Annotated in this window: 24 protein-coding genes and 1 pseudogene; 15 read left to right on the top strand and 10 right to left on the bottom strand. The window is 46.3% G+C overall.

Annotation, left to right across the window (positions count from 1 at the left end; genetic code table 11):
* Nucleotides 1-114 precede the first annotated feature (114 nt).
* The 4 genes from AC1DSE_RS10845 (at nt 115) to AC1DSE_RS10860 (ending at nt 3,013) form a co-directional block, all read left to right on the top strand.
* Nucleotides 115-864, top strand: coding sequence for a hypothetical protein (locus tag AC1DSE_RS10845; RefSeq protein ID WP_477511784.1), 750 nt, complete (start codon nt 115-117; stop codon nt 862-864).
* Between the two features lie 24 nt (nt 865-888).
* The gene (locus tag AC1DSE_RS10850) at nt 889-1,968 is read left to right on the top strand and encodes an ankyrin repeat domain-containing protein (RefSeq protein ID WP_477511783.1); all 1,080 of its coding nucleotides are present in this window, start codon (nt 889-891) and stop codon (nt 1,966-1,968) included.
* 48 nt (nt 1,969-2,016) lie between these two features.
* Nucleotides 2,017-2,460, top strand: a complete 444-nt coding sequence (locus AC1DSE_RS10855; protein WP_477511782.1) for an SMI1/KNR4 family protein — start codon at nt 2,017-2,019, stop codon at nt 2,458-2,460.
* Nucleotides 2,461-2,689: 229 nt separating this feature from the next.
* Nucleotides 2,690-3,013, top strand: a complete 324-nt coding sequence (locus tag AC1DSE_RS10860) for a hypothetical protein (protein ID WP_076266536.1) — start codon at nt 2,690-2,692, stop codon at nt 3,011-3,013.
* 88 nt (nt 3,014-3,101) lie between these two features.
* Here AC1DSE_RS10860 and AC1DSE_RS10865 read toward each other — a convergent pair whose 3' ends face one another.
* Nucleotides 3,102-3,824, bottom strand: a complete 723-nt coding sequence (locus AC1DSE_RS10865; protein WP_477511781.1) for a YheC/YheD family protein — start codon at nt 3,822-3,824, stop codon at nt 3,102-3,104.
* A 235-nt stretch (nt 3,825-4,059) separates the two neighbouring features.
* Here AC1DSE_RS10865 and AC1DSE_RS10870 point away from each other — a divergent pair, with 235 nt between their 5' ends.
* Nucleotides 4,060-4,521 (top strand): phage tail protein, encoded by a 462-nt coding sequence (locus AC1DSE_RS10870; protein ID WP_441910918.1) that lies wholly within the window; start codon nt 4,060-4,062, stop codon nt 4,519-4,521.
* Between the two features lie 188 nt (nt 4,522-4,709).
* Here AC1DSE_RS10870 and AC1DSE_RS10875 read toward each other — a convergent pair.
* Together AC1DSE_RS10875 and AC1DSE_RS10880 are read right to left on the bottom strand one after the other, a co-directional pair.
* A pseudogene (locus AC1DSE_RS10875) lies at nt 4,710-4,915 on the bottom strand (transposase); the annotation flags it as partial.
* Entirely contained in the window at nt 4,839-5,159 is a 321-nt protein-coding gene (locus AC1DSE_RS10880) for a hypothetical protein (protein ID WP_430057104.1), read from the bottom strand. The gene AC1DSE_RS10880 and the pseudogene AC1DSE_RS10875, both read right to left, overlap by 77 nt.
* A gap of 244 nt (nt 5,160-5,403) precedes the next feature.
* On the opposite strand from AC1DSE_RS10880, the gene AC1DSE_RS10885 reads away from it, so the two are divergent.
* From AC1DSE_RS10885 to AC1DSE_RS10920, 8 genes are all read left to right on the top strand, one after another.
* On the top strand, nt 5,404-6,285 hold the full coding sequence (locus tag AC1DSE_RS10885; RefSeq protein ID WP_477509600.1) for a helix-turn-helix domain-containing protein: 882 nt from the start codon (nt 5,404-5,406) through the stop codon (nt 6,283-6,285).
* An 89-nt stretch (nt 6,286-6,374) separates the two neighbouring features.
* Nucleotides 6,375-7,448 carry a phosphotransferase enzyme family protein gene (locus tag AC1DSE_RS10890; protein WP_477509599.1) on the top strand — a complete coding sequence of 358 codons (1,074 nt, stop codon included), beginning with the start codon at nt 6,375-6,377 and terminating at the stop codon, nt 7,446-7,448.
* 52 nt (nt 7,449-7,500) lie between these two features.
* On the top strand, nt 7,501-8,511 hold the full coding sequence (locus AC1DSE_RS10895) for a helix-turn-helix transcriptional regulator (RefSeq protein WP_477509598.1): 1,011 nt from the start codon (nt 7,501-7,503) through the stop codon (nt 8,509-8,511).
* A 56-nt stretch (nt 8,512-8,567) separates the two neighbouring features.
* On the top strand, nt 8,568-9,086 hold the full coding sequence (locus tag AC1DSE_RS10900) for a DinB family protein (protein ID WP_477509597.1): 519 nt from the start codon (nt 8,568-8,570) through the stop codon (nt 9,084-9,086).
* 277 nt (nt 9,087-9,363) lie between these two features.
* Entirely contained in the window at nt 9,364-9,870 is a 507-nt protein-coding gene (locus AC1DSE_RS10905; RefSeq protein WP_477509596.1) for a MerR family transcriptional regulator, read from the top strand.
* On the top strand, nt 9,867-10,307 hold the full coding sequence (locus AC1DSE_RS10910) for an SRPBCC family protein (protein WP_477509595.1): 441 nt from the start codon (nt 9,867-9,869) through the stop codon (nt 10,305-10,307). Before AC1DSE_RS10905 ends, AC1DSE_RS10910 begins: the two co-directional genes overlap by 4 nt.
* 4 nt (nt 10,308-10,311) lie before the next feature.
* Nucleotides 10,312-10,752 carry an SRPBCC family protein gene (locus tag AC1DSE_RS10915; RefSeq protein ID WP_477509594.1) on the top strand — a complete coding sequence of 147 codons (441 nt, stop codon included), beginning with the start codon at nt 10,312-10,314 and terminating at the stop codon, nt 10,750-10,752.
* A gap of 679 nt (nt 10,753-11,431) precedes the next feature.
* On the top strand, nt 11,432-11,719 hold the full coding sequence (locus AC1DSE_RS10920) for an alpha/beta-type small acid-soluble spore protein (RefSeq protein WP_430056352.1): 288 nt from the start codon (nt 11,432-11,434) through the stop codon (nt 11,717-11,719).
* Between the two features lie 371 nt (nt 11,720-12,090).
* Here AC1DSE_RS10920 and AC1DSE_RS10925 read toward each other — a convergent pair whose 3' ends face one another.
* The 6 genes from AC1DSE_RS10925 to AC1DSE_RS10950 form a co-directional block, all read right to left on the bottom strand.
* On the bottom strand, nt 12,091-14,718 hold the full coding sequence (locus AC1DSE_RS10925; protein WP_477509593.1) for a family 16 glycosylhydrolase: 2,628 nt from the start codon (nt 14,716-14,718) through the stop codon (nt 12,091-12,093).
* A 194-nt stretch (nt 14,719-14,912) separates the two neighbouring features.
* Nucleotides 14,913-16,484, bottom strand: coding sequence for a response regulator transcription factor (locus AC1DSE_RS10930; RefSeq protein ID WP_477509592.1), 1,572 nt, complete (start codon nt 16,482-16,484; stop codon nt 14,913-14,915).
* A 3-nt stretch (nt 16,485-16,487) separates the two neighbouring features.
* Nucleotides 16,488-18,326, bottom strand: coding sequence for a sensor histidine kinase (locus tag AC1DSE_RS10935; RefSeq protein WP_477527677.1), 1,839 nt, complete (start codon nt 18,324-18,326; stop codon nt 16,488-16,490).
* Between the two features lie 144 nt (nt 18,327-18,470).
* Nucleotides 18,471-20,135 (bottom strand): extracellular solute-binding protein, encoded by a 1,665-nt coding sequence (locus AC1DSE_RS10940; protein WP_477509590.1) that lies wholly within the window; start codon nt 20,133-20,135, stop codon nt 18,471-18,473.
* A gap of 80 nt (nt 20,136-20,215) precedes the next feature.
* Nucleotides 20,216-21,100: a carbohydrate ABC transporter permease gene (locus AC1DSE_RS10945; RefSeq protein WP_441878201.1), complete on the bottom strand. Its 885-nt coding sequence runs from the start codon at nt 21,098-21,100 to the stop codon at nt 20,216-20,218.
* Nucleotides 21,101-21,118: 18 nt separating this feature from the next.
* A complete protein-coding gene (locus tag AC1DSE_RS10950) occupies nt 21,119-22,039 on the bottom strand; it encodes an ABC transporter permease (RefSeq protein ID WP_141500841.1) in 921 nt (306 codons plus the stop codon).
* 147 nt (nt 22,040-22,186) lie between these two features.
* Between AC1DSE_RS10950 and AC1DSE_RS10955 the strand changes: the two genes are divergently transcribed.
* The gene (locus tag AC1DSE_RS10955) at nt 22,187-22,933 is read left to right on the top strand and encodes a glycoside hydrolase family 16 protein (RefSeq protein ID WP_477509589.1); all 747 of its coding nucleotides are present in this window, start codon (nt 22,187-22,189) and stop codon (nt 22,931-22,933) included.
* Between the two features lie 185 nt (nt 22,934-23,118).
* Here the strand turns inward: AC1DSE_RS10955 and AC1DSE_RS10960 are convergent, their stop codons facing one another.
* A complete protein-coding gene (locus AC1DSE_RS10960) occupies nt 23,119-23,874 on the bottom strand; it encodes an SDR family NAD(P)-dependent oxidoreductase (protein WP_477509588.1) in 756 nt (251 codons plus the stop codon).
* A 152-nt stretch (nt 23,875-24,026) separates the two neighbouring features.
* Here AC1DSE_RS10960 and AC1DSE_RS10965 point away from each other — a divergent pair, with 152 nt between their 5' ends.
* Nucleotides 24,027-25,280: a helix-turn-helix domain-containing protein gene (locus tag AC1DSE_RS10965; protein WP_441878207.1), complete on the top strand. Its 1,254-nt coding sequence runs from the start codon at nt 24,027-24,029 to the stop codon at nt 25,278-25,280.
* Nucleotides 25,281-25,468: the final 188 nt, after the last annotated feature.

The following is a 25,468-nucleotide window of genomic DNA, read 5'->3' on the forward strand; positions in this document are numbered from 1 at the left end:
AAGAATCTCTCAGAAAACAATTTGGGACATATGAATTTTGAAAAGAATTTTCCATGAAGTAAATCCGACTGCCAACAGCGGCAGACTTAATAGTCCAAATAGGGGGGAGTATTTATGTACATTGTAACTCCGCCAAAACCGCTGTCAGATGGTCAAAACCAAGCACTTGCGAAGGAAGACAGCGCTGTTTATCCACCGGGCTACCTCCGGTTTTTGCGGCGATTTGGCGAAGGGACTTACAGAGGGTGGTTGAATGTTCAGCTGCCGGATATGGAGGTGCTTAAACCCTTTGCTGAGTATGGGTTATGGGAGCATGACGAAGACAGCCCCATTACTGAGCAACAGATCGGTGAGTGTACCGTTATAGGCACAACAGTGGACGGTGATTTTCTGGCCGTGCATCCCCAGACGGCTTTACTTCTCTGGCTGCCTCGGCATGCGGAGCACGTTAAGGCGATTTCACTGCAGGAACGGGAGCAGGAAGACGAAGGGATGTACGCCTTGGTGCTGGACGAAATATATCGTCAGGTGTATGGATTTAGTCAAGAGGAGGCTGTCTATTATGAACCGTGGACGGGCACTCGGAGCCATCTCTTTTTACGTTTGCCACAAGGGCAGAACCGACTTTCGTTGCCCGATCTGGCCGGAATGTGCCAAGCAGATTTTCCACCGGATTTGTCCATTGAGACCCCATATGCATGCTTCCTGTTCTACCGGCAACTAGGTGGCTATGTACGATTGAATTATGCCTACCAACAAGAGGTGGCTGTTTTCTATGAACAGGATGTACAACAGGCGTTTGCCGTTATGAAGCAGTGGCTCTTGTCAAAAGGGTGCGAAGCAAATTCAGAAAATAACAGTTGAACTAGGTGTAGGAGCGATTAGTGAATGATAAATCTAAAAGATATTGGGAAGTTCGAGGATCTGCCGGAAATCGCGATGCACATTTACAAAGGAAATATTCCTGCTTTGCAAGCTGCAATTACAGCAGGCTGGGATATTGAAGCTGGCATCATACTTAGTAAGCATACCACGTTAAGTCCGCTTGATCTGGCGCTTATATTGCAGCAAATGGATGTTGTAAAGCTGCTGGTAGCGCATGGCGTCAACCTGAATGTCAATCATAATCCGGCCTTTTTGCGAGCAGTTCGCTATTGCAAGGAAGACATCATTCGCTACATTGCAGCGCAAGGAGCCAAGCTGGACAAGCTCAATCAAATCGGGTCTGGCGCTTATTCACAGGCTTACTATGGCAACAAAAACAATATCCAGCTCATTCATGAGCTGGGATTAGATATAAAGTTGCATGGCGGTGCTGTATTGCGTCAAGCTGTATCGGATCATGACTATAAGACACTCACCTATTTGCTCGATCATGGGGTGGACATCAACTATAATAAACCGGATATGGTCTATCCTTATCAAGCGACTCCGTTAACCGTTGCCGCGCGCATGGGTAATTTGGCCATAGTCAAATTTTTGATCGAACGCGGTGCGGACGTGACTTTTGCGGAAAAGGACGGTGAGCGCCCGTATACGATTGCGGTCAGCAATAAGAATACAATCTTGGCTGACTATTTGAAATCGCTGGAGCCGGCAGAGCTTCATAATATGGAAAATAAAAAGTTTGAGCTAAAAAAATATAAACTGACCGATGAACTGGTCAGCTTTCTTACTGGAGACAAGCTGCGCCTTGAGCTAGCGCAAAATGAATATAAAATCGGGTATATCGATTTTTTTACATTAACTGATACGATTGAGATGAAAGTTGGCAGGCAAAAGCTGTTGCGTCTGTCAGCCGATATCGACAATTACTCTGCTCTGCAGCTAGTGTGGAATCCGAAGAAAAAAGGCTTGGTAGGCTGTTATGACGTGGAGCACCAGGAGTATGCGGATTTGTGCAGCTTTACAGAGTTCCTCGTGCAGCCTGAAATGTACCTCATTAGGTTTCTTGAGGGAGAGTTATAGCTATTTGTCACACTAGTAGAAGAGAAAGTGTACAAAGGAGATTAACTTATGAAGGATGCGTTAATGGAAAGATTAAAGAATTTCCTTCATCGGGAGGATAATAGCACACTAGTAGGCATTCCGGCGAGCCAAGAGGAAATTGCTAAGGCACAGCAACGGCTGAATGTAAGCTTTCATGAAGATTACGTACATTTTATAAGGACGTTTGGCGGAGCATATGCAGGTCTTGCGGTACATGCATTCTCTAATGGGTCTAGTCTCGGAAATGAAACGGTTATTGATTTGACGCTGGAGTTTCGAGAGCAATATAAGGAGCTTCCCTGCGCAGAGGTTTTACGAACTAGTTATGTCATTTCTATGGATGGCTCCGGCGACCCGATTATCATCGATCGGTCAGGAAAGGTACTCATCTGTTATCACGATACCGGGGAGATCAAGTTAGTAGCGGATTCATTTGAGTTGCTGGTCGAGGAAAACTTTTATGAGTGGTGATTAAGAGAAGCATAGTAATAGCGCTCGCTGTATTAAACCTATAGTCTCGAACCACCTGTTTAACTACGAGGGTGGTTCTTTTTTTTGTTTGAGGTGCATCATCATATGCTGCCGTATCCTCGCGACCATTGGACAAACGTGCTTTTTTTTCCTTGTCCACATTTATACCTTACCAAAATCTATTAATTTGCATTTAATGAACGATACCAATATCAAGGAGGTTTTGGAGATGGGAAATAGAAGACCTACGGGTTACGACCCTGTTCAGATATTTAACTCCACATCGTTTAATGCGTTTGGAAAAGTTGAATATGCATCCATCTTTTGTAGTGACGACAATTATGCGGTTCAGCGTGATGAGACTTGGACGGCTTCTAGCCGTGGAGTTTGCTTGGTGACTAGAATCACCGCAACGGTTAGAACACCGAGTGGAAATATTGAGGCGGAACCGTATACTTCTTCCGGCACTTCTTTCAGCAAGTTTGCCATTATACAGGTAGGGGTAAACAAGTTCCAAGTGACGCGTGTTGTAAGTACAAGTAGACGCAAGTAAAATCCCAAACGGGGCATGATCAAGAATAGGTTATAAAAATGAAAAGACGACAAGCCAAGGATATAAGGCTGGTCGTCTTTTTTTCGCTCTAATGTTTCTTATACCATGATATTCTGCGCTGCATCGAGGAATCTTTCAAGAGCCGAAAAGGGCGCAAGTCCGGTTGATAATTGCCTTCAATGATCCAAATTCGATGCTTTCTGTCGATGCCTATATCGAACCCGACTTGTCTAAGCTTGGGGTAACGCTCTCCTAGTCTTTTGGCAGCCAATAGTGCGATCCGTTCCGCTTTGACAAGCAAGCTTCGATCTCCGATTCGGGCTAATTTTAGCGCCTCAAGCACTGGAATGGTGCGGCTAGTTACATTTGTGACTAGATATCCTTGCGCCGCTACTTTTGCGTATGAGCCTGTCACGTTCCAGGGGGATGAAGAGCCTTTTTTCCGCTGAGTTATTATGCGAATGTCGAATGGCTTGTGCCCAATTTGAGCAAGCTGCAGACGTCTTTGGACAATATATCCATGTGCACTGTTTTTTTTGCGGAGCCATTTGAGTATTTTATCAGTGTCTCTCATGGTAACTGCATTCTGTTCGTTATGAATACGATAGGCATTCGCACCGTTCCGTTTGATGAACACAATATCCCTTCCGTAACTCCCGTTGCGAGGTTTCAGTACGACGCTTTGATATTGAAGCAGCATTTTCGATAAGGTGTTCTTCTTAAGTAACTGTGTTTGTGGCAACCGTCCGGCGAGAGAGGACCTGCTGCGAAAGATGCGATATTGCAACCATTTGTCTCTTTTGATTAACATTATAATCACAGCCTTTTTCAATCTTATACGGTAATTCTAAGTCAAATTAGTGATCAGCATAAGTGACGATTCGTCCATATTTATAAACCGAAGCAGGTAAAGAAGGCTTTTGAACCCGTACCGCATATCATTTCTGTTTTCTCCGCTTTGCGTAGTAGAATGGTGGGGATAAGGAATGATATTATAAATAATGACAAGTTTTGTTGGAAATAATGTTATAAAAGGAGAGATGGACATGTCTTATATCGTTGATTTTAAAAATGTGTCTACGGTTGGTTTAGAGTCTTCACCTGTAGCAGAAGCGCTTGCTGGTTTGCGCGCTAATGAAGCCCGTTACTTTATGAATAAATACAAACATGAATTTACGGTTGTGCCAGCTAGCGAAAGTCAGGATACACTTGATTATGTGAACCAAGTTTTGAAAGAGCGTGATATTGCGTTTGCGGCCAAGCCTTTAGAAACGTCGCGTTTTCAAGTGGAGAATATTAAATTTGCTTACGTCTTTTATGAAGACGGTCTTGGAATCAATGTCATGTATACGGTCGATGACGCTAAGAAGCGGGCCGTTGGCTTTAAGCTTTCTGAGGGGATGGAGATACCAAAGGAGTTAGAAGAAAAGTTTAAGTTTGCGAGGCAGAAGTCTAAACTAGCTGGAACAATACGAGGTTCGTTTTTTGTAATTAAAAAAGAATATTAAATAAGCAACATCGAAAATTTGGACTGTAGAGGGCTTGAGGCCTGTAAGCTCGAATAGTAATAAGATGTCTAGGGGCTGTCCCATAAGCATCAAGCTCGCTGAGGAATAGCTCGCTTTGAACGGGTGTATTGGTAAATATATAGTAGTACAGGAGAGCTATTCCTGTACTGCTATTTTTCTATTCTGGTCTATGCTTGCTTCATAGGATTATGGGCAAGCGAAAGCCACCCGACCTCCAGACTTACCTTAGGTAAGCTGCGAAGCAGAAACGCCGGAATCCTTGGTTATTCTTTATCTGCCCTAAAACACTTTCGGGTTTAATCATTCGTCTTACCGACAGCGAATATCCTTCCTCGCAGCTCAGTTTTTCCCTTGCTTGCTGCTTGTAGCGCATAATAACTCAGACTGACCATATCCAGCATCAGCGATGATCGTCGTATGATTGTAATGTGCGCGAGCCGAAAGTGGAGAGTAAATAAGTGTAAAAGTGCACCTGTTTTTAACAAACAAGATTGGAATGTTGCAAATAGGTGTACAAATACCTCTAATTGAGCAGATTTGAAGAAGATTTGGTTAAATAAGTGCATTTCTGCACTTAGATGAAGCTGCTGCAGACGCTGCCGCAAAAGTCTTTGCATGACAGGGGAACATCCCCATTTTCAAATGAAAGGACTTCAAATTCCACTGTATAGTGGAGCTTGAGGTTCTTTTTCTCGATGAAAATAAGTTCTAAGTAGTGCTCAAAAAATCGCAAAATGACTTTTGAGACAGCCCCTTTTTTATATGCAGAAAACGATAATGTTTTCCATATCATGGTATAATTTTGCTAATAGTCCTTATGTATTTTAATGATAAGGAACAATAATATTCTAGGAGTGTTGCATGGAATTATACAAGCTTTTGTCTGAGCTTCTATCACGAATAGAAGAAAATGTTTCTGGTACTAGGGAGGCAGAATATCTGGTCGATCTCCCGATTTCCATTGTTCATTTGCGTCGACTCTTCAAGTTCGCTTTCGGCGTGCCGCTACAAAGCTATATCCGCTCTCGAAAGCTTGCCGCGAGCTTGGAGCATTTGATGCTTACCGAGAAACGAATTCTCGACATTGCAATCGAATGTGGTTATGAACATGAGCAAACCTACATACGCGCGTTTAAACGCGAATATGGGCTTACGCCTGGCGAATGCAGACATTCCGGAAGAAACATTCATATAACAGCTCCTCTTCATCTATTTCCGAAAAACAATGTTTGCGGAAACTTGGTATACGGGCCGAATATGGTCATGATGCCATCGTTTCATTTAATTGGGCAAATGTATCGAATTGAAATTGCTGAAGCGCCGACAAAAGCGCCCGAGGCTGCTAAGCAGTTTTGGTGGAACAATCGGCATAAAGTGCCAAATCCAGTAGAACCCAATATTTATTATGGTCTAACAAAGACACTTGATCCATCACTTAGTTGGACGCACTATCTACCGTCTATACGCGTACAGAATCTGAACGATATTCCTGACGGCTTTTCAGGTGACACCGTCCCTGCTTCCTTATGCGTCGGCTTTCGTTATATAGGGAACCATCATTATGAGGAGATTAGTGAACTGCGCGCAGAGGCGCTATATCATGCTATCAATAGGCTTGCAAAGGAGAACGAAGGGAAATATGAGCTTCTGGATCGCGAATTTTTCGTAGAAAAAATCGACACGGATGCATACGATGGCGAGTACTGTCAGATGGAATGGTTTGCGCCCATCAGAGTAAAATGATCAAAAAAGTCCATTGAGCGTGCCGCTATTGTGGTACGTTCTTTTTATAGAGTAAGAAAAAATAAATGTTTGTGCGGAAAGGAACTTGTATGAATTATAACGAGGTTGTTTCAATCGGTGATACCTATTTGCTTACAGTAGTATCGGAGTTGTTCGGATTAGAAGGCTATGAAATTCAGCTGATTCCGGCACATGCTGGAGGAAGGAATGTCGTATATACCTGTGTGAAAGAGGGCGCCGACGCAAAAATCCTTAGAATCGCTTTTTTACCTGACAGAAGCCGGGAAGATTTTCTGGGAGAAGTTGAGTATGTTAGATATTTATTCGAGCATGGGGGAAGTGTCTCAAATGTAATCAGCTCCCGGAATGGGAATCTGCTGGAGGAGATTACACATAATAACCACACCTTTTTTGTCTGTCTGTTTGAAAAGGCTAAGGGAAAAATGCTTGTAGAAAATAATTATCAGTACCGAGAAGGAGCTCCAATTACCGAATGTTATTATAATTGCGGCAAAGTCCTGGGAAAACTGCATCAAATATCGAAAGGGTATATGCCTGTTCATCGTCGGCATAGTTTTTTTGACAAATACAATGCTGAATATATTGATAAGCGGATACCAGACTCCTTACCTCTGCTTAAAGAGAAGCTGGTAGAGCTCCTTAATACCTTAAAAGGATTGGACAGCAACGAGGATACTTTCGGAATGCTCCATTTTGATTACAACGATGGGAATTATTCAATCGATTTTGATACCGGACAAATAACCGTATATGATTTCGATAATTCATGTTTCGGTTGGTATATGTTTGACTTGGCAGGCCTTTGGACAAGCGGAGTGGGCTGGATACAATTTGAGCCAGACGCCGGTAAACGTAAAAAGTTTATGGATGATTATTTTGAAACAGTCCTCGCGGGATACAGATCCGAGACCAAGCTCGAAGATTCGGCGTTGGATAAGGTGCCTTTATTTATCAAAGTAAATCTCTTGGAAAATATTATTGATGCATTCGAGGTCATGCAGAACAACGGTGATGTACCAAAGTGTGATGAGGAGCTGTCGTATCTTATAAAATGTTTGGAAGACGATATCCCGTACAAAGGGTTTTTTCATGAAATGTACTCTTGCGAAGAACCCTTTGAGTATGAGGAACGAAATATTTAATTTTCACAAAGTGAAATGAGGTTCAATTACGCGATGAAAAGAGGCTGCCACTATGGCAAAATGGGATAACATGCTGTCTATGCTGTGGATGCTGCGATCCGGAAGGAAGCTCACCGCCGCGCAAATTGCAGACAGTTTGGAGATCAGCGTCCGCACCGTGTACCGGTATATCGACGCACTATGCGCCAGCGGAGTGCCGGTCGTCGCGGAATCGGGCCATGACGGCGGCATTCGCATTATGGAAAGCTTCAAGGAGACACCATTGTTCTTCAATCCCTTAGAGCTGAAGGCGCTTGTAGACGCGTTTAAATTTACGCAAGGCGCTGGCTATCCGTATACAGAACAGCTGGAAAGTGCGTTGAAGAAGGTGGAGAACGGGCTGCACGAAGATCAGCTTCACGATCTAACCCGTCAGACGAGCGGCATGGATGTGATTGCTCCGTCGCGYCCACCTTCCGTCGTTCCGTTGTTGCGAGACCTGGAGCAGGCGGCGGATGACGGACAAACAATGCGCATCACCTATCGCAAACCAAATACGGAACAGGCCGACGAACGTAACATCGATCCCTACGGGCTGGCTTATGTCCGAAACGAATGGTACGCTGTCGCGTTCTGTCATCGGTCGCAAGCGGCTCGGACGTTCCGCGTGGATCGTATCGCACGGCTGGAGCCGACCGATATGCGGTTTGAAAAACCGGAGCACTTCTCTGCGTCCGCCTATTTCCATGACCAGTCCAAGCGGGAACGAGAAGCGGACGGACCGTTGACGGTCATTCGCATCGAGGGGGACCCCGTCACGTTGAATGCAATTTGCGGCCACTGGCATATGCGCCACTATTTGACGGAACGGACCGACCGGGAGGCGCAGTTCCTGCTCGATACCCCAACAATGAACAAGTACCTTCCAATGTATCTGATGACGTTCGGCACGGCCATTCGCATTCGGGAGCCGCTGGATCTGAAATATCGCATTCAGGAATTAGCGATAGGAATTGCTAAACATTATGCAGACGATTCCGATTGTACTTCGCTGACAACAGTTGTCAGCAAACCCGTTGTATGATAGTGGAAAGGCTGCAGCAGCCGAACGACGATGAATAAAGGAAGGTGGATGTATCCATGCTTAAACAATCTCATCAATTGTACGATTATCACGTTTGGGCGAACGAGCGTTTATTCGGACATCTAGAGCAGCTTCCGAAAGATGTGTTCCATGCGGAAGTAACGAGCGTTTTCCCGTCCGTGTCACAAACGTTCGGGCATATGTACTTGTTCGAACAGGTTTATCTGTGTGTGCTCGCGGGAGTTCCGAACGAGAACATTTTTCCGAGGATGTCGGTGTGGGCGGAGCAAGCGCAAGGCAAAACAGTGGACGAGACACGGCAGCTGTTCGCCGGCGTCGCCGAACAGTACCGAGATTTGCTGCAGCGAACGCCAGACCCGGACAAGGAGATGACGATCGAGCATCCGAACTACGGTCGTCTCAATACGCGGTTCTCTGAGATTCTGCAGCATGTGGTCAACCACGGGACGTATCATCGGGGCAATGTGACCGCGATGCTGAGGCAGCAAGGATATGCGGGGTTCCCGACCGATTATCTGTTTTATTTGCTAAACCAACAGGAAAGTCAGAAGTAAATCAAGCGGAACGAGCGGCAGCGATATTCGTCTGAAGCAGAGAGAAAATAAAAAAACACAAAAATACGCTTGGAACCCCAAGCGTATTTTTTTATTACAATTGCATAAAATAGCGCCGCGGCGGAGTTTTCGCCATTAGACAAAATAACCTGTGTTCAAAATCATCGACGCAAAAAAGATTGGGAGAGAAATACAATTCCACTTGCACCTTACGTAACGTAATGTTTTACAATAGAGCTACCGGTATATAGCTAGCGCCAAAGATCGGAGATGGTTAATGAAGCAACATTGGAAGGTCGGGGATCTCGCCAACCTGACGGGGTTGACCGTAAGAACGCTGCGCTTTTATGATCAAATCGGTTTGTTATCGCCATCTGACCAGACAGAATCGGGTCATCGGCTATATAGTGAATCGAATTTATCACGCTTGCACCAGATATTATCGCTTAAGGAGCTGGGGTTATCTCTCGAGGAGATTAAGCTGGCCTTAAGTGGCGGGCAGATCAGCCCGCTTGAGATCGTCAACCTGCAGATCAATCAAATCAAAGAACAGATCAAACGACAGCAGAAACTATTGGAGCAGCTAAGACATGTATCCAAGCTTATGCAAGGTCAAGCGGAATTAACAGTTGAAGATTTCACGAGCCTTCTGCAAGCGATGAAGATGGAGTTCGAGAAACCGGTCATTGAACGGCAAATGAGTTGGGAGCGACATTTGAGCCTGTTAGGGGACTTTCTTGCCAAAGAGAGTGGAAGTCCAAAACATAAGGAGGAAAATCAATGAACGAACGATTTGTCAAACATGGAACTTTTGTCGTCGAGCGGACTTATGCTGCTTCACCGGAGAGGGTTTATCACGCATGGGCCGATCCAATTGTCAAAGCGAAGTGGTTTTCGGAGCCAGAGATCTTCGATTTTCAGGTCGGCGGGCGTGAGTACAGCAGCGGCGGGCCGCCGGAAGGGCCAGTTTTTACCTTTGACGCCTACTATCAGGAGCTTGTTCCAGAGCAGCGCATTGTTTACACGTACACGCTGAATTCGGGAAGCACGCGCATCTCCGTCTCGATTACAACGATAGAGCTTATTAAAGTGGAGGACGGTACAAAGCTGATTTTCACGGAGCAAGGTGCGTTCTTTGACGGACACGATACGCTAGAAATACGGGAGCATGGTACAAACATCATGTTGGACGCACTTGGAAAAACAGTAGACGGGGAGTAGGAACATGTCAAAAGTTGAAAATGAACTTATAACTACTCGCGAATACTATTTCCCGCGGGAGCTCGTGTTTCGAGCTTGGACAACCCCCGATTTGATAGCCCAGTGGTGGGGGCCGCAAGGCTTCACAAATACGAATCAAGTGTGTGATATCAGGCCGGGAGGCACATGGCGGTTCATCATGCATGGACCGGATGGAGTGGATTATCCTAACCATAACGTCTTTGTTGAAATCGTACCGTCAGAGCGGATTGTGATTGATCATGTGTCCGGTCACGAATTTCGGATAACGGCTACCTTCGAGAGCATTGAAGGCAGCACCAGAGTCACCTTCCGTCAACGTTTCAAGGATAAAGAAGAGTTTGAAAAATCTAAGCCGATCTGCATAGAAGCTAATGAGCAGTTGCTTGATAAACTTGGGAAGCTGCTGGCGGAATTGGTCTATTAAAGGACTGCCACTTACGTGATGACTCCAAAATTGTTGCCGTTCACGTTCTCTGATGGGAATCGGACGGCGATTTTTACGTAAGGAGGATGACCGACTCTGGCATGGTAACATTGACGAGCCGAGCGTCTGCTTGATTAGCGTCGAACCCGACAAAGCACCAGCATTAACCTAGAGTTTCCCCAGCATCATTCAAGGCTTCAAGAACTTAGTACTTCTGGACGAGGAAGGCCAACCGCAAAGATTTGTTGAATCCGTGCTCCTCCAATTATTAGCAGATACATCTGTCAAATTGAATGAGGAGATTATTGGAAAAATAAATTTAATCTTTGTCTCGAAATGAATGGATAAAGCTCTTGCAAAATGAAGTAAGAATTCATTAGAACACAAACAAAGGAGCATGCTGCGGCTGCTCCTTTTATAATTTTCGACGATTGATCCGTTAAGCTGAGCTGTGCTCTAAGTAGGTCGAATTTCTATGTTTCATGGTAGGTGGCCAATAGAAGTCGAGTATAGAGGAAAACAAAGATTCTCCAAGATATTTTCCACTGCGGTCGTGCGTATAAATTTCAACAGTTTATCAACTGTTTGATGGTCCTGCATTTCTCGTGCTGATGCGGAAGAGGGATGAATTTTTGTGCTTCCGGGCAAGTTAGAAAGAAAATATCGAGGGGAGTGTTGTATGATGGCAAGAAGAAGGAGAAAATATGCGGTGCCTGGGGTTGAACAGGGGATGCAGGCTTTCAAAGCTGATGTAATGAAACGCGAAGGCTATGCCGTGAATCCGAATCAACCGGACGACGTAAAATACGAGGTGGCGAAGGAGCTTGGAGTGCCTTTGCATCCAGGAAACAATGGTCATTTGACTACGGAATCAGTGGGCCATGTCGGTGGTAAAATTGGCGGTTCCATGGTTCGGGAAATGATCCGTCTCGCCCAAGAGCAGATTGCGAACAGGGAGCAGTCCTGAAGAATTATGAGTGCATGGATACACGGCTGCCGGGTTGGGAACTAGAATGATAAAAAAGGCACCCATTGGATGCCTTTTTTCAAAAAAAAATAAGTGATACAGCGAACAGTGCTTAGATATAATTGACGTTCGTTGCATGCWTTTCCTCTAAGGGCATCCAGCCAACCGCAATCTCCAAGTGACAGATAATCCGGTTCTATAAAAGAGATTGCTCCATGTTTAGTTGCTCATTGGCCTCCAATGAGAGAGATGGCTGCAAAGTGAACAGGCGAGGGGAAGACTCACCCTCGCCTGTTAAAGAAACTATCAAATGACCTCGCGTGCTACTCCTAGCAGGCCAGTAAAGAATTGTCTAGCCAGGATTCTCCGGTTTACTCCGGTGTTCCTTGCGTTACCCCATGAATATAGGTGAGCCAAGGAGTATCCAGCGCGCCTTGTCCCGGATTATAGGTAAAGAAGTATTCGACGGTATCCCCAGATTGCAGGTTGTTTACAGGGTAAGTATAGTTGCCGTTTCCTGATGAGGTCATGGCTACGTTTTGCTGTGCACCGTTATTTATCTTATAGTGCAAATCGGCAAAGGTTGCGCCATTCACATAAAACGTCAAGTTGTTGCCCGCTTTTTTCAGGCCCCGTACCGCATCGCCAATGACAATAACGGTTGATGGCGCGGGTACAACCGTGATGGTAGAGCTGGCTGTTTTGTTGCCGTCAACCGTTGTTGCCGTAACCGTTGTTGTTCCTGGAGCGAGCCCTGTCACCACACCGTTCTGATTTACGGAAGCGATGCTGGCACCCGAAACGCTCCAAGTGACCTGTTTATTTGTTGCATTAGAGGGTGCAACAGTGGCGTTTAACTGTACACTCTGTCCTACTTGCAGCTGTGCAGTGCTCTGGTTTAAAGTTACACCGGTAACAGGCACGTTCGTAGGATTTTGGCCACCGTTTTCTTTATAAACCCGCACATAATCCACCAGCATCGTCGCAGGAATATCAGATGGACTTGGAGCTAAACCGCCATCAAAATGCCCGCCGATCGCGAGATTCATAATGATGTAGAAAGGTTGGTCGAATGGAGCGTTCGGATTGTTCGGTGCAGCTACGGAGTACCATTGGTCTCTGGAGACTTTAAAGAAGAATTGCCCATCCACGTACCATTTAATGTTATCCTCTTCCCAGATCATCGTATACACATGATAATCATTGGCAAAGGTTTGCCCCTCCGAGAAATGATATTCCCCAGCAATATATCGATTCACTGGCCATTGTCCGCCAAAGTGCACGGCACCRCTAGTTGTGCCAGGCAAACGTCCTTTGGCTTCCATAATATCAATTTCACCAGATGCGGCCCATGCACCGTAAGCTGAATCTTTTGGAAGCATCCAGAGCGCGGGCCAGACACCATTGCCTGTAGGCAGCTTCGCGCGAATATCCACTCTGCCGTACTGGAAGGATAGATGATCTTTGGTATTAATTTTGCCTGAAGAATATAGAGCATATCGGCTTGGATCCTGCGGGAACGATTTTGGATCGTTCAACGCCCGGATATTCAGCTTGCCGTCCTGTACAAATACATTTTGTGTACTATTGGTATAGTGCTCCAGCTCTGCATTGCCCCAGCCCCAGCTGTTGGGATCGTTACCGATATAATAGCCGGTTTCATAGTTCCATTTGTTCGTATCGAGCACTGTACCGCTAAACTCATCCTGCCAGATGAGATTCATGCCCGCAATGGCTGGGTCGCTTGGCGTTCCGATTGCCACATCGTCATGATCGGATACGTCTGGACGGGGAGCATCTGGATTCCCGATAAAGGTATAGTTAACGAAGTTGCTGCCAACACTTCCGCCTGCCTGCCCATTCAATGGGTAGCCGATTCGAATTTGCATATTCACCTGGATTGGCTGGAACCAAAGGCCATAGATATAGTCAGCCCAATATCCCCACTGATTGGCATCGGACATGTTATTGTAACCATTGCCGGAATATGAGAATCCGCTCTGGCTGGAGTTCGCCATATCCACCCATTGCCCGTTGATGTTAATTTGGTAGACGAATTTTCCAAGCTCAGTGCCTATTGGCGCGCCACCATCAATTTTTGGCAGGGGTATGCCTATGACGCCTTTCGAATCTGCTGTAAAGGTTGTTCCATCGTAGGGAGTAATGACATATGAATTTCGAACGGGTTGATTAAAGGTTATCGTATAAATGACGTTAGCCGAAGAGGTTTTTGATTCAAGTTTTACGTTAATAGACTCGGTTACCGTAAACCAGAAGCCGCCGCCTCCTTCGGTGAATTGGCCGAAGTTGCTATCATAGATCCAGCCGCTGGTAGCATTATTGTTGATATCAATCCAAGTGCTGCTGTTTACAGGTTTTACAAACACCTTCAAATCATCCGTTATGGCTTCATAAATAATGGCTGGATTATTGTTGAAGGTAGGATAAGTAAAGCCTGCACCTCCTGTAAAGCCTGCAGTAATTTGTGGCCCTTGGGTAGGGGTCATAGCCGTAATCGTTGTTTTGTTTATATTTTGAAATACAAGCGTGTAGTTAAGAGTCGTTCCATTAGCTTTAGAATACAGCTGAATTTCTGTTGTTGCGGAGAGAGTGAACCAGTAGCCATACGTGCCGCTGTCGTTCCAATGCCCCCAGTTTTGGTTATAGACGTAGCCGCTGGCACTGTCAATATTGACCCAGTTGCCCCCTACTTTCACATTGACGCCTACGTCATTGGAAACATCGTTCCATGTGGCGGAGCCCCCGTTAAATATAGGCATAACGAAACCGTAGCTCGCTTGCCCAACCCCTGATTTTGAAATGACAGGCCCATCTGCTGCTGAAAAGTAAGCCATAGAGGTAACGGTGGTGCCTGCTGCATCGACGGTTTGAATTTTCGAAAATGGCAATAGCCCGACGCTCGCCATCATCGCTACCGCCAAGAACAAGCTCAGTACCTTCTGCTTAAACCGTTTCTGTGAATGGTGAAGTACCTTCATTATTGTCCTCCTTCAATAAAATATGGTTACCCCTGCGGCTCCTTTTATTTTGAGGCAATTGATTGTGTAAGTACTCGGAGGAAACCGCTTACATTGGAGTGCACCTTTATTCTATCGAATACAATTAACAGCTGGAAAGGTCCATTTGTTTTTGTTATGACCCAATTTTTTGGATTTTGATTATTTTTGAAGGCTCATAGTGCTTTGCCCTGATATTTTCCTTCTCTTTCAAGCTTCCGCCGCATCAGCTGCCGGTACTCCGTGGGCTGCATATTCATAACATCGCGAAATGCCCTTGTAAAGCTTTTGTAGCTTTCATAGCCAACCATGGTGGCTACCTCGATAATTTTATGATCGGTTTCGGCTAGCAAGCGGCGGGCCTTATCTAGTCGCACATCGCGTAGGTATTCTGCAAAGCCTTTGCCAATATTCTTTTTAAACAGGTTGGAAAAATAGGCGTAATTAAGCGACACATGGTTGGAAACCATCGCTAGGTCCAGCGGCTTATGGTAACACTCGTGTATAAAACGAATGGCTTCATTTAAGTCCTGCGTTTTGCGATAGCTGCACTTGTAATCATAATAAAACTGATTTAGCCGAAGCAGTTGCTGCTGCAGCGCCTGAATATAATCTCGAATGCCCGGATAATCGAATAGATTCCGCAAGCATTCAATATCAAGCGTCTCTTCCCCCATGTAGGGACGGATCACCCGCTCATACTCCTCCAGCATCTGCACCGTTGCGCTGCATAACTGCTGCGTGTACCGTATATGGTAACGCTGCAGCACATTTTTGTGGAATAGCGTAGAAATGCCTTGGGCAATCTTCCCGCTGTTTTTGGTGCCAATAAGCTGAAACAGGGCATATAGCTCTTCATAGGGAATTTCCCATTGCGACTCCAGCCTCTCCATATGCGCGGGTAGGATACACATCTTATCAGGGAACAAGTAGCTATGGCGATATAGTTCAAGCACCTGTGTATAGCTGCTGGGAAGCCCTTTTAGGCCTTGCTGAGGTCCAGTCATAGCCGCTGTGGCATCAATCTGACTTGCCTTAAGTGCAGCAGGCAAAGCATTCGTATCTGTGGCCGCATCGACCGCAAGAATCAGGTATGGGCGGTGCTGCAGGCATATATATCCCTGGCTGCCATAGACACGGTAAGCAATAGATTCGATGCTATGGGCACTGTCTGCCCCCGGTTGGTTGATCCACAGTTCTTCCCGCAGCAGGCACAGACGGTAATTGTGCCAGAGTTTTGGGTTTTGCTGCTGAACCTGCCGAATCCATGCCTCATCGTTCACTGCGCCTTGCATAAACATGCAAAGCTCTTTACGGTCTGTCTCCTCAGCGCGGCGGGACATATGCTCCATATTGCGGGAAAGGGCTTGCCGCGCCTTTATTTCCTGACCAATATGCTCCACTGCGGTAAGCAGATCCTCCCGTTTTACCGGCTTGAGCAGGTAGCCTTTTGCCCCAAGCCCAATGGCTTTCTGGGCATAAGCAAAATCACTATAGCCGCTAATTATGAGGTAATCCACGTTGAGATGCTCTTCTTTGGTTTGCTCCATTAGCGCTAGTCCGTCCATATCCGGCATCATAATATCGGTAATCACCAGATGAATGTTATGCTGACGCAATAAGTGCAGCGCCTCAATTCCGTTAGCGGCACAATAAATAGCATCAAGCTGCAGTGGAAATTGGCGCAGCATGGCCTGCAGGCCATCGCGTATGTGCTTTTGATCATCTACAATTAGAATATTGATCATGCCCTACCATCCTCCAAGATTCACATTTTCCCAAGGCAAACGTAAGGTTACACAGGTATAGGCGCCCTGCACACTGTCAATTGAAAGACCGCAGCCCTTGCCATAATGAAGCTGCAGGCGCTTATGCACGTTTTCGAGGCCGAGGCCGTTTTTGCTGGTCACAATTGGCGTATCTGAATCGCCGCTCAGCACAGCTTGCAGGCTAGCCAGCATCTTCGGATCAACACCCGCACCGTCATCGCGTATCTCAATTCGTAATAGGCTGTCATTCTCGACTTTTACGGTCATTTGTATGTGTACACTGCCGCCTAAAGGTGCCGCATGATGAACCGCATTTTCAACGATGGGCTGCATGCACATTTTAGGAATAGCATAGTGAAGCACCTCCTGCGGGAGATCCGCCGTCAATACGATGCTGCCGCCCTCCATAAAGTTAATGAATTTGATATAGCTTTCAATGTTGGCGAGCTCCTCACGGAGGGCGACGGTATCGCTTCGCCATTGCATGCTGTAGCGCAGCTGTGAGCCTAATGATACGAGCGCATCGGCGATTGCAGGCTGCTGCTGAACCTCCGCCAGCATCCGAATGGATTCCAGCGCGTTATACAAGAAGTGTGAGTTGATCTGCGAATGGAGCGAGTGCAGCTGTGCGTTTTTGGCAATGAGCTGCTTATCCACCACCTGCGTCATCAGACGACTAATTTCGTCCAGCATTTTGTTGTAGCTGATGGCTACCTCATCGATTTCATCACCGGTCTCGTGTTCATCTAGGCCGATATTAATCTTCGCATCCAATTGGCCTTTACGCACCTGACGCATAGAAGATAATACGCTGTCCAATCGGCGGAAAATGCGCCGGGTCGTATGCGATACGAGCAGCATGATAAGGAGCAATACACATAAAGCAATTACTACCACAAAGGCATACCAGCTGCGCGGACCCTTCATCAGTGCTTGATGGGAAGCAATATCCACAACATAAGCGTTCAGTGGAGCAATATAACGATAAAGCGCGTAGTAGGTTTGATCTCCTACTTGGACCTTCATGGGGCTATCCTGTTGAAGTACGTCCAGCTGCCGGTGAATGCTGCCAAGGATACTGTTCAGCCCCTCCCCAGCGGTTTGAGAAAATAGATGCTGCGGATTGTATATATTTTTTGAAGGGTTTGTTCCGTCCATGACAACCGAGAAGAAATCCCCTCCGCTCTCCTCCAGCAGGTCGTTGAAAAATACGCTGTGCTCGGCACGAATTTCCATAATGGTAGGAAACTTGTTCTGCTGGCCTTGAAGCCGTACCAATCGATAATAGGCTAGCGTATGCTCGCCATCCTTAAAAGCAAACAGGCGGTATGCTGCGCCGCCTTCATCTCGAAGGGTCTCCCAATAATCCTGCGGCCAAAACTTGTCATAATGATAAATTTCAGGCCAAATTTCGAACAGGTTAGGGTTATCGACATAAAAGCTGAGCTCACTGATCATCTCATGGCTTTCGATGATATTATGCATCTGCTCAAATTGATTTTGTTTAAATTTCACGAGGCGGAGGCCATCCCCGCGCATATTTGAGTGGATAAAATCCACGAATGCCTTTTGTGTCAGCGCTGTTGAGGAAGCGTTTTCAAACATGTCCATTTTGCTGCGCAGCTGTTCGTTCAGCCGTGCGACATGGCTGCTGCCGGTGGCCATAGCGTCTTTGTATAACTGGGCTTCCTGTATACGGATAAATAAAAAGGACACCAAAATGGCAGGGATCGCAATGACTAGGCTAAAGGCTAGAAACAGCTTTTGGGATATGCGGGCATTGCGGTAAAGCTTTCTCATTTTGGTCAGCATATACTTCATTTAACGGCCCTCCCTACCTCCGTAATATACCATATATTACAAACCGGCTGGTAGGTAACAAGGCGTTACTTACAAATGTGTAAGTAAAGTCGGAAATACCGGCCACCATTTCGGCAGCCGGCAGTAAATGGGATATAGGTGTAATTACTCCGCCATTTTTGCTTTTCGTACATCCAGCTCGGCTTGGCGATATTCCATCACCTTGTCGAAACCGTAACTCACGCGGCGGGCAAGAAAATTATCAAAGATTTTATCAAAGGCTGCTTCATCCTTAGCCGTAATCAGCTCAGGCAGCACTTCCTCCCAATTTTGAGAGATGCGTGACCAGGCTACCGCTACCTCAGAATCACCCAGTGGATCTAAGCCTTTGTAGATGCCGCTGTCAATATCGGCCTGCGCATTGGCGAAGTCCTCCATTTGCTTAATGACGGGAGCTTTCTCCGGTCTCCATTGGTTGATAATAACAGGGTTCCGCATCATCCAGTAGGTATCCATAATGCCGTATTCCTTTTCAAACTTTTCAATATCAGTTTCAAGCAATTTCACCATTTCAGCCTTCAGCTGCGGCTTGCCGCTCACCATTTCCCACGTCTCGCCTTCCTTGCCAAGGAATAAATCTCGTTGGCCTTCTTCGCTAGCTAGATACGTCAGGAAGCGGATAGCACGTTCAGGATTTTTAGTCGATTTACTAATCATTGTAACCATCCAGCCGTCCATGTTGCCAGGGAACAGCTTCGCAGAATCACCCTTGCTGTTCTGCGGTCCATCTACTGCAATGTAGTTGGAATCCGGGTTCCCGCTAGCGGCCAGCATCGGATTGACAGCCGTCATTCCCGTCCATTCGCGAATCATCATGAAGTAGCGGGCGTTGTTCGTTTTTTCCTCTACTTGCGTATCGGAGTCCACTAGGAAATCTACATTAATCAGTCCGCGCTCGTATGCTGTGCGGAAGGTTTTCAGCCAAGTGAGGTAATCTGGATCGGTAATGCGGTCGTATACTTTGCCGTCTTTTTCATGCGGAACAGCGAGTAGATTTTGCAGGTATTCACTCATCCCATAAGGAACATTCCCCTGTGCAAAGAAGGGACTAATCGGTTGGCCTTTATACTCGGGATACTTATCCTTGAGCAGCTGCAGTGCATTTAGAAAGCCCTCCGGCGTGCTCAAATCTGGTTTGCCCATCTCCTCGTACAGATCTTTTCTCACCAAAAAGGTTTGATTGGCGGCTGTCATGCCTGTTTCATGCATGAGATTAGGGCTATATGAGTCATTCGGAATGCCATACGTATTGCCATTTTCTTGACGATACCACTTCAGTGTGCCGTCTCCCGCCACCTTGAAGAAGTAGGGATCATACTGCTCTGCCAATTCATTTAAAGCATAAACATGGTCGCCTTCCCATAGTTTCTTGACAGCGTCTTCCCAAGAGCCCATAGAAATTAAGTCTGGCAGCTTGCCAGAGGTCATCATCAAGGTAATATGCTCATTCGCTTCACCAGAAGGAACTTCGAGCTTAATATTGACGCCTGTTTTTTCGGTTACGTACTTGGAAGTCAAGCTCTCTCCCCAGCTGTGGGCATACCAGGATGCGCCTACGAACCACGAGAGTTCGACTGGGCTGGTATCCAGCTGCCAAGCAGGCTGTTCGGGGCTCGGCGTTGATTCGCCTTGTGGCTGCTCGGTACTTTCCGCAGGGGTTGAGGTCGGCTTATTTTCGTTATTCTCCGATTTGGTACATGCGGCCAAGCCTAATGTAAGTATTACGGCTAAAACAATTACCATGCTTAGCTTGATGAGGTTGTGCTTCATGATATGAACACCCTTTCTTTACTGTTTTTTTATAGGTCCCATACGCCTCGCTAACGATCGCTTAGAGAAACGCACAGCACTTACCCTTTAATCGCGCCAATCATTACGCCTTTGACCAGATAGCGCTGAATAAAGGGATAGAACACGAGAATTGGCAGCGTTGCCACCATCATCGATGCAAATTTGATGGAGTTGCCAGGCAGTCTTGCGCCGAATTGAGCCATGGCTTGCTGCTGCATGAAGGACATGGAGTTCTCCGCAATGATTTTGTACAGTATGGTTTGCATAGGCAGCTGATCCTGCGAGCGGATGTAGATCACACCCTGGTAATAATCATTCCAGTGATAGACGGCTGAGAAAAGCGATATGGTAGCCAGTACGGCCATGCTGTTAGGCAATACGATTCGAAACAGAACGCCATAATCAGAAGCACCATCTACCTTTGCGGATTCCTCTAAGCTGTCGGGAATGGTGCGGAAGAAGCTCATGAATATAACCATATTGAAAAAAGTGTACATAGCCGGGATGATGAATACCCAAAAGCTGTCGTAAAGGCCCAGCTTCGTCATCAGAATAAAGGAAGGGATTAAGCCGCCTGAAAACAACATCGTAATCAAGGCGATTTTGAGATAGATTTTGCGGCCGATTAAGTTGGATTTGCTCATTCCATAAGCTACAATGGCGGTAAATAACACATGTACCGCTGTTCCTATCACCGTGCGCAGCGTAGTAATGTAGAAGCCGTGCATTAGACTTTTATCATTGAATACAACACTGTAGCTGGCTAGTGAAAATTCCTCTGGAAACCAGTTTACGGTGCCCAGCATGGCTTGCTCCGGTGCATTAAGTGAATTTATAAATACAAACCACATCGGGTACAGTGTTATGAAGCAAACTGCCAGCATCAGCAGCGCATTGCACACCTCAAATACTCCAATTCGCCGCAATCTTCTGCGTCTTTCCATGTATCTGCCCTCTCTTTCTTAAAAAATGCTGTCGCCAGTTAATTTCTTGGATGTGTAATTGGCTAAAAATAATAGTCCTAACGCCACAATGGAGCGGACAAACAAGACGGCTGTTGAGAAGGAATGGCGCCCAGATACCAAGCCCATATTATAGATGTATAAATCCAGGCTTTCGGCCATCTTCATGTTCATGTTGTTCTTCAACATAAAGATCTGTTCAAAGTTGCTGCCGAGTATCCCACTGACAGCGAGGATGAACAAAATAGCGATGGTAGGACGTATGCTCTGAATGGTAATATGCCACATCCGCTGCCAACGGTTGGCGCCATCGAGCTCCGCTGCCTCGTATAGCCCTGGATCAATGCCAGCGATTGCAGCGATATAAATGATGGCACTCCAGCCCGTTTCCTTCAGCGTATCGGAGAAATAGGTAATCCACCAAAAATACTTAGCGTCACTATTAAACAGAATTTCGCGATCCTGCAGTCCGAGCGCCATCATCAGTTGGTTGATGACACCGCCCTCGCCCAGCCAATTGAGCATAATGCCGCCAAAAATGGTCCAGGCAATAAAGTGCGGCAGGTATGAAATGGTTTGTACTGTGCGCTTAAATCGAATCGTCCGTATTTCATTAAGCATCAGGGCGAAAAAGATGGGAATGGGAAAACCTAGCAGCAGCTTGATGCTGCTCATCCCTAGAGTATTGCGGATCGAGCGCCAAAAACGGTCATCCGTAATAAAATCTTGAAAGTGTTTCAGCCCTACAAAGGGTGATTGCAGCATGGGCTTGGCGATACTGAAGTCCATAAATGCAATAATCAGCCAAAACATTGGAATATAACAAAAGATGAACATCCATATAATGCCTGGGATTACCATGCTTTGCAATTGCCACTGCCTAAAAAAAGTTTTTATTTGTCCCGTCCTGTATTGAAACATGTTCTGCGCCCCCTTCCTTTTCATCGTATGAAAATAGACCTAGGAAAAAAAGGCCATGATTTTTGACCCTATCCCATTTTTTTGGATTTGTTTGACTGGGCGTCAAAATTAAGTATGCTGTGAATAAATGAAGGGAGTGTGCATGGGATGAGCAAGCTTTTATGGGAGCAGGATTTTTTAAATAGAAACACCGATTTGAGCGCATGGAACATTCGCCTTGGCAACGATTTGCTTGATAATGATGGCAAACCAATAGACCCGGGCTGGGGCAATGGGGAACAGCAGTTTTATACCGGACATACTAACAATCTATATATCGATGAGTTGGGGCTAAACCTATGCGCGCGACTTGAAGTCATTGAACAAGACGGTCGACAATTTGCGTACACCTCGGCCCGTATAGATACAAAAGACCATCTCTCCTTTTGCTATGGAAAGCTTATCGTTCGCGCAAAGCTGCCAGTGGGACAGGGGTTATGGCCTGCCATATGGCTGCTCCCGCAGCATCAGGCTTACGGTCCTTGGCCTGCCTCTGGCGAGATTGACATTATGGAAGCTAAAGGCCGCTTGCCGAGGCAAGTATCCGGAACGCTGCACTACGGGAAGGATTGGGACCATAAGGTTACCGATGAGTTCTCCTACCAGCTTGAACAGGGAACCATTAACGAATTCCGTGATTATTCATTGGAATGGGATGCTGGCTCCATAAGGTGGCTGGTAGATGGGCATTGCTTCGCCGAGCGCCCTATGGAGCCGGGCATTATGCCCTTTGACGAGCCTTTTTATTTGGTGCTTAACCTTGCTGTTGGGGGCTGGTATGACAATGTGGCGGTGGATGAAACAGCGCTGCCAGCGGTCATGACAGTTTCAAACATATGGTTATATCAAAGTTGAAAAAATAGCTGCTTGGGGTCGTTTTTGGGGGAAGAAGAGTAGACGGAGTTACAACTGTAAAGCCAAGAATAATAGGGCATACCCGTATTGGGGATGCCCTATTTTCACTATAGTCTGGATGGGGGGAACCTTATTGGCGTATACTTTGAACGGTTTGAATTCAGCAAAGACGCATTCTCATTCGTTTAAAGTGTCAGCCCACCATCGACCAGTACGATGGAGCCCGTCATGTAGCTGGAGCGATCGGAAGCAAGGAATGTGACGACCTCCGCCAGCTCGTCCGGCTTAGCATAGCGGCCCATACGCATATTTCCGACTTCCTCTGGCACATATCCACCGGACATGAAAGCCTGTTCTACGCTCTTCGTCAGAGCCGTTTCCACACCACCTGGACAAATGCCGTTGATACGGATACATTTTTTCACATACTCGATTGCCGCACCTTTCGTCAGGCCGACAACCGCATGCTTGCTTGCGGAATAAGCGGATGCGCTGTGCTCACTTTTGACCCCAGCTGTCGAAGCGGTATTAATGATCGTTCCGCTTTCTTGCTCCTCCATTACCTTTAATACATATTTCATGCCGAGGAAGACGCCCCGGACATTAACGTTCATAATTCGGTCGAACTCGTTCTCATCAATATCCGCGAGCTTCGAGAACTTCTGTACAACGCCGGCATTGTTGAAGAAAATATCGATACGCCCGTAAGTATCGACGGCTGCTTTTACATAACGCTGAACATCCTCGCTTTTTGACACGTCGGCCGGTACGAAGATGGCTTCGCCGCCCTGTTCCTGAATCATTCGAACCGTCTCTTGACCGGATTCCTGATTAAAATCAACAGCGACAATCGTTGCGCCGTTGCTGGCCATTTTCAAGCTGCTTGCACGGCCGATGCCGCTCCCTGCTCCAGTAACGATAGCTATTTTATTTTCCAACATATGAGTTCATCCCTTTCGAGTGTAATAGCAAAGGATCTTTGCTTTCTTCATTGTAATGCGCTTTCATTTTTGAAAATTGTATTTTTCAACGATTTGTAGTACTTTCTTATCATCTACTTTTTTAACCTTAATCGTACCCAATGGAGGTTCGTATGAATAAGCTCTCTGAGCTGGTTGTTTTTGGCCAGCTTCTCTCTGATGTGATTGAAATCCCTGTATTTATCATTCATCCGGGTCGGACAATTGAAGCGGAGTTTGTAGACCGTTCGCTTCACTCTAATCCTTACTTTACATCCATTCGTGAACAGGTAGCCGGCTACGCTTATGCGCTTTATGCTGCAGAGCAGCCGGTTCATTTTACCCGATCACGTCTCCAATATTTTTTTGTGAATGCGATGGATGAGAACCAGCTTACTGGTACGCTTGTTGTTGGTCCGTACATGAATGAGAAGCCGCAAGAGGGTGAATGGAACGAGACAATAAGCTCCCTCCCCATTGATAACCGGAGGCATTTGCTGGAGTTGTACGAAGAGATTGCGCTGCTCTCCACGGAGCGCATAGCCGCATGTAGCCGAATGATTTATTATGTACTTCGCAGGCAGCTCGTTGATTCGTCGATCAGTCTTCTAGCGGATGCAATGTCGATGCAGGAACCGGTTGTGGAGAAGAAAGAGCCGGATGCTGAGCTGTCGCGAAGACGTCGCAGCGGTATGCTGCACGCCAACCTGTCGCATGAGCGTGTCATGCTGCATTATGTGCGTAGCGGAGAGCGGGAGAGAATAAGAACATTCGTCATGGAATCCATTATTGCCGAGGACGAGTTTGGCGTGCTGGCCAAGCGGAGCAGGATTCGAAGCGAGAAGAACCTGATGATTACGGGAATCGCCCTGATTTGCCGAGCTGCAATTGAAGGAGGAATGCACGAGGAGGATGCGTTTACGCTGAGTGATTTCTATATTCAGCAGCTGGAAGAGAAGGATACGCTGCAAGCAATAAGCGCCATCATGACTGAGGTGCTGTTCGACTTCGTTGACCGGGTCTCGGAGGTTCGCCGGGGTCACTACTCACCCGCAATACAGGATAGTCTTCACGAAATCGCTAACCATTTATACGGTGACATTACTCTTGAACGGCTAGCCGAGAGTGCGAATCTTAGCCCCAACTACTTGTCGAGCTTGTTCAAGAAGGAGGTTGGACTGACTATTTCCGAGTATGTCCAGCGTGAACGGATTGAGGAAGCGAAGAGGCTGCTCACACTGACCGATTACCCGATTACCGATATCGCAGCATGGCTGAACTTCAACGATCAAAGCTATTTCAACAAGGTATTTAAAAAGTGGAATGGAATGTCGCCGAAGGCATATCGGAAGAGCGAAAGGCGTCCGGCGCAAAAATATTCGGAATGAAGTGTAAAAAAACACTTACATCGGGGATAAATATTTTGTTATAATACCAAACAGACCAGTCGGTATGGTTTTGGGGGAGGTGTTTTAAATTGCATACAAAATCGCTAATCATTGAGAAGGCTACCGTCCTATTTCAGCAAAAGGGATACAAAAGTGTAGGTCTGAATGAACTTTTAAAAGTCTGCAAC

The organism is Paenibacillus sp. 01L418, assembly GCF_056400045.1.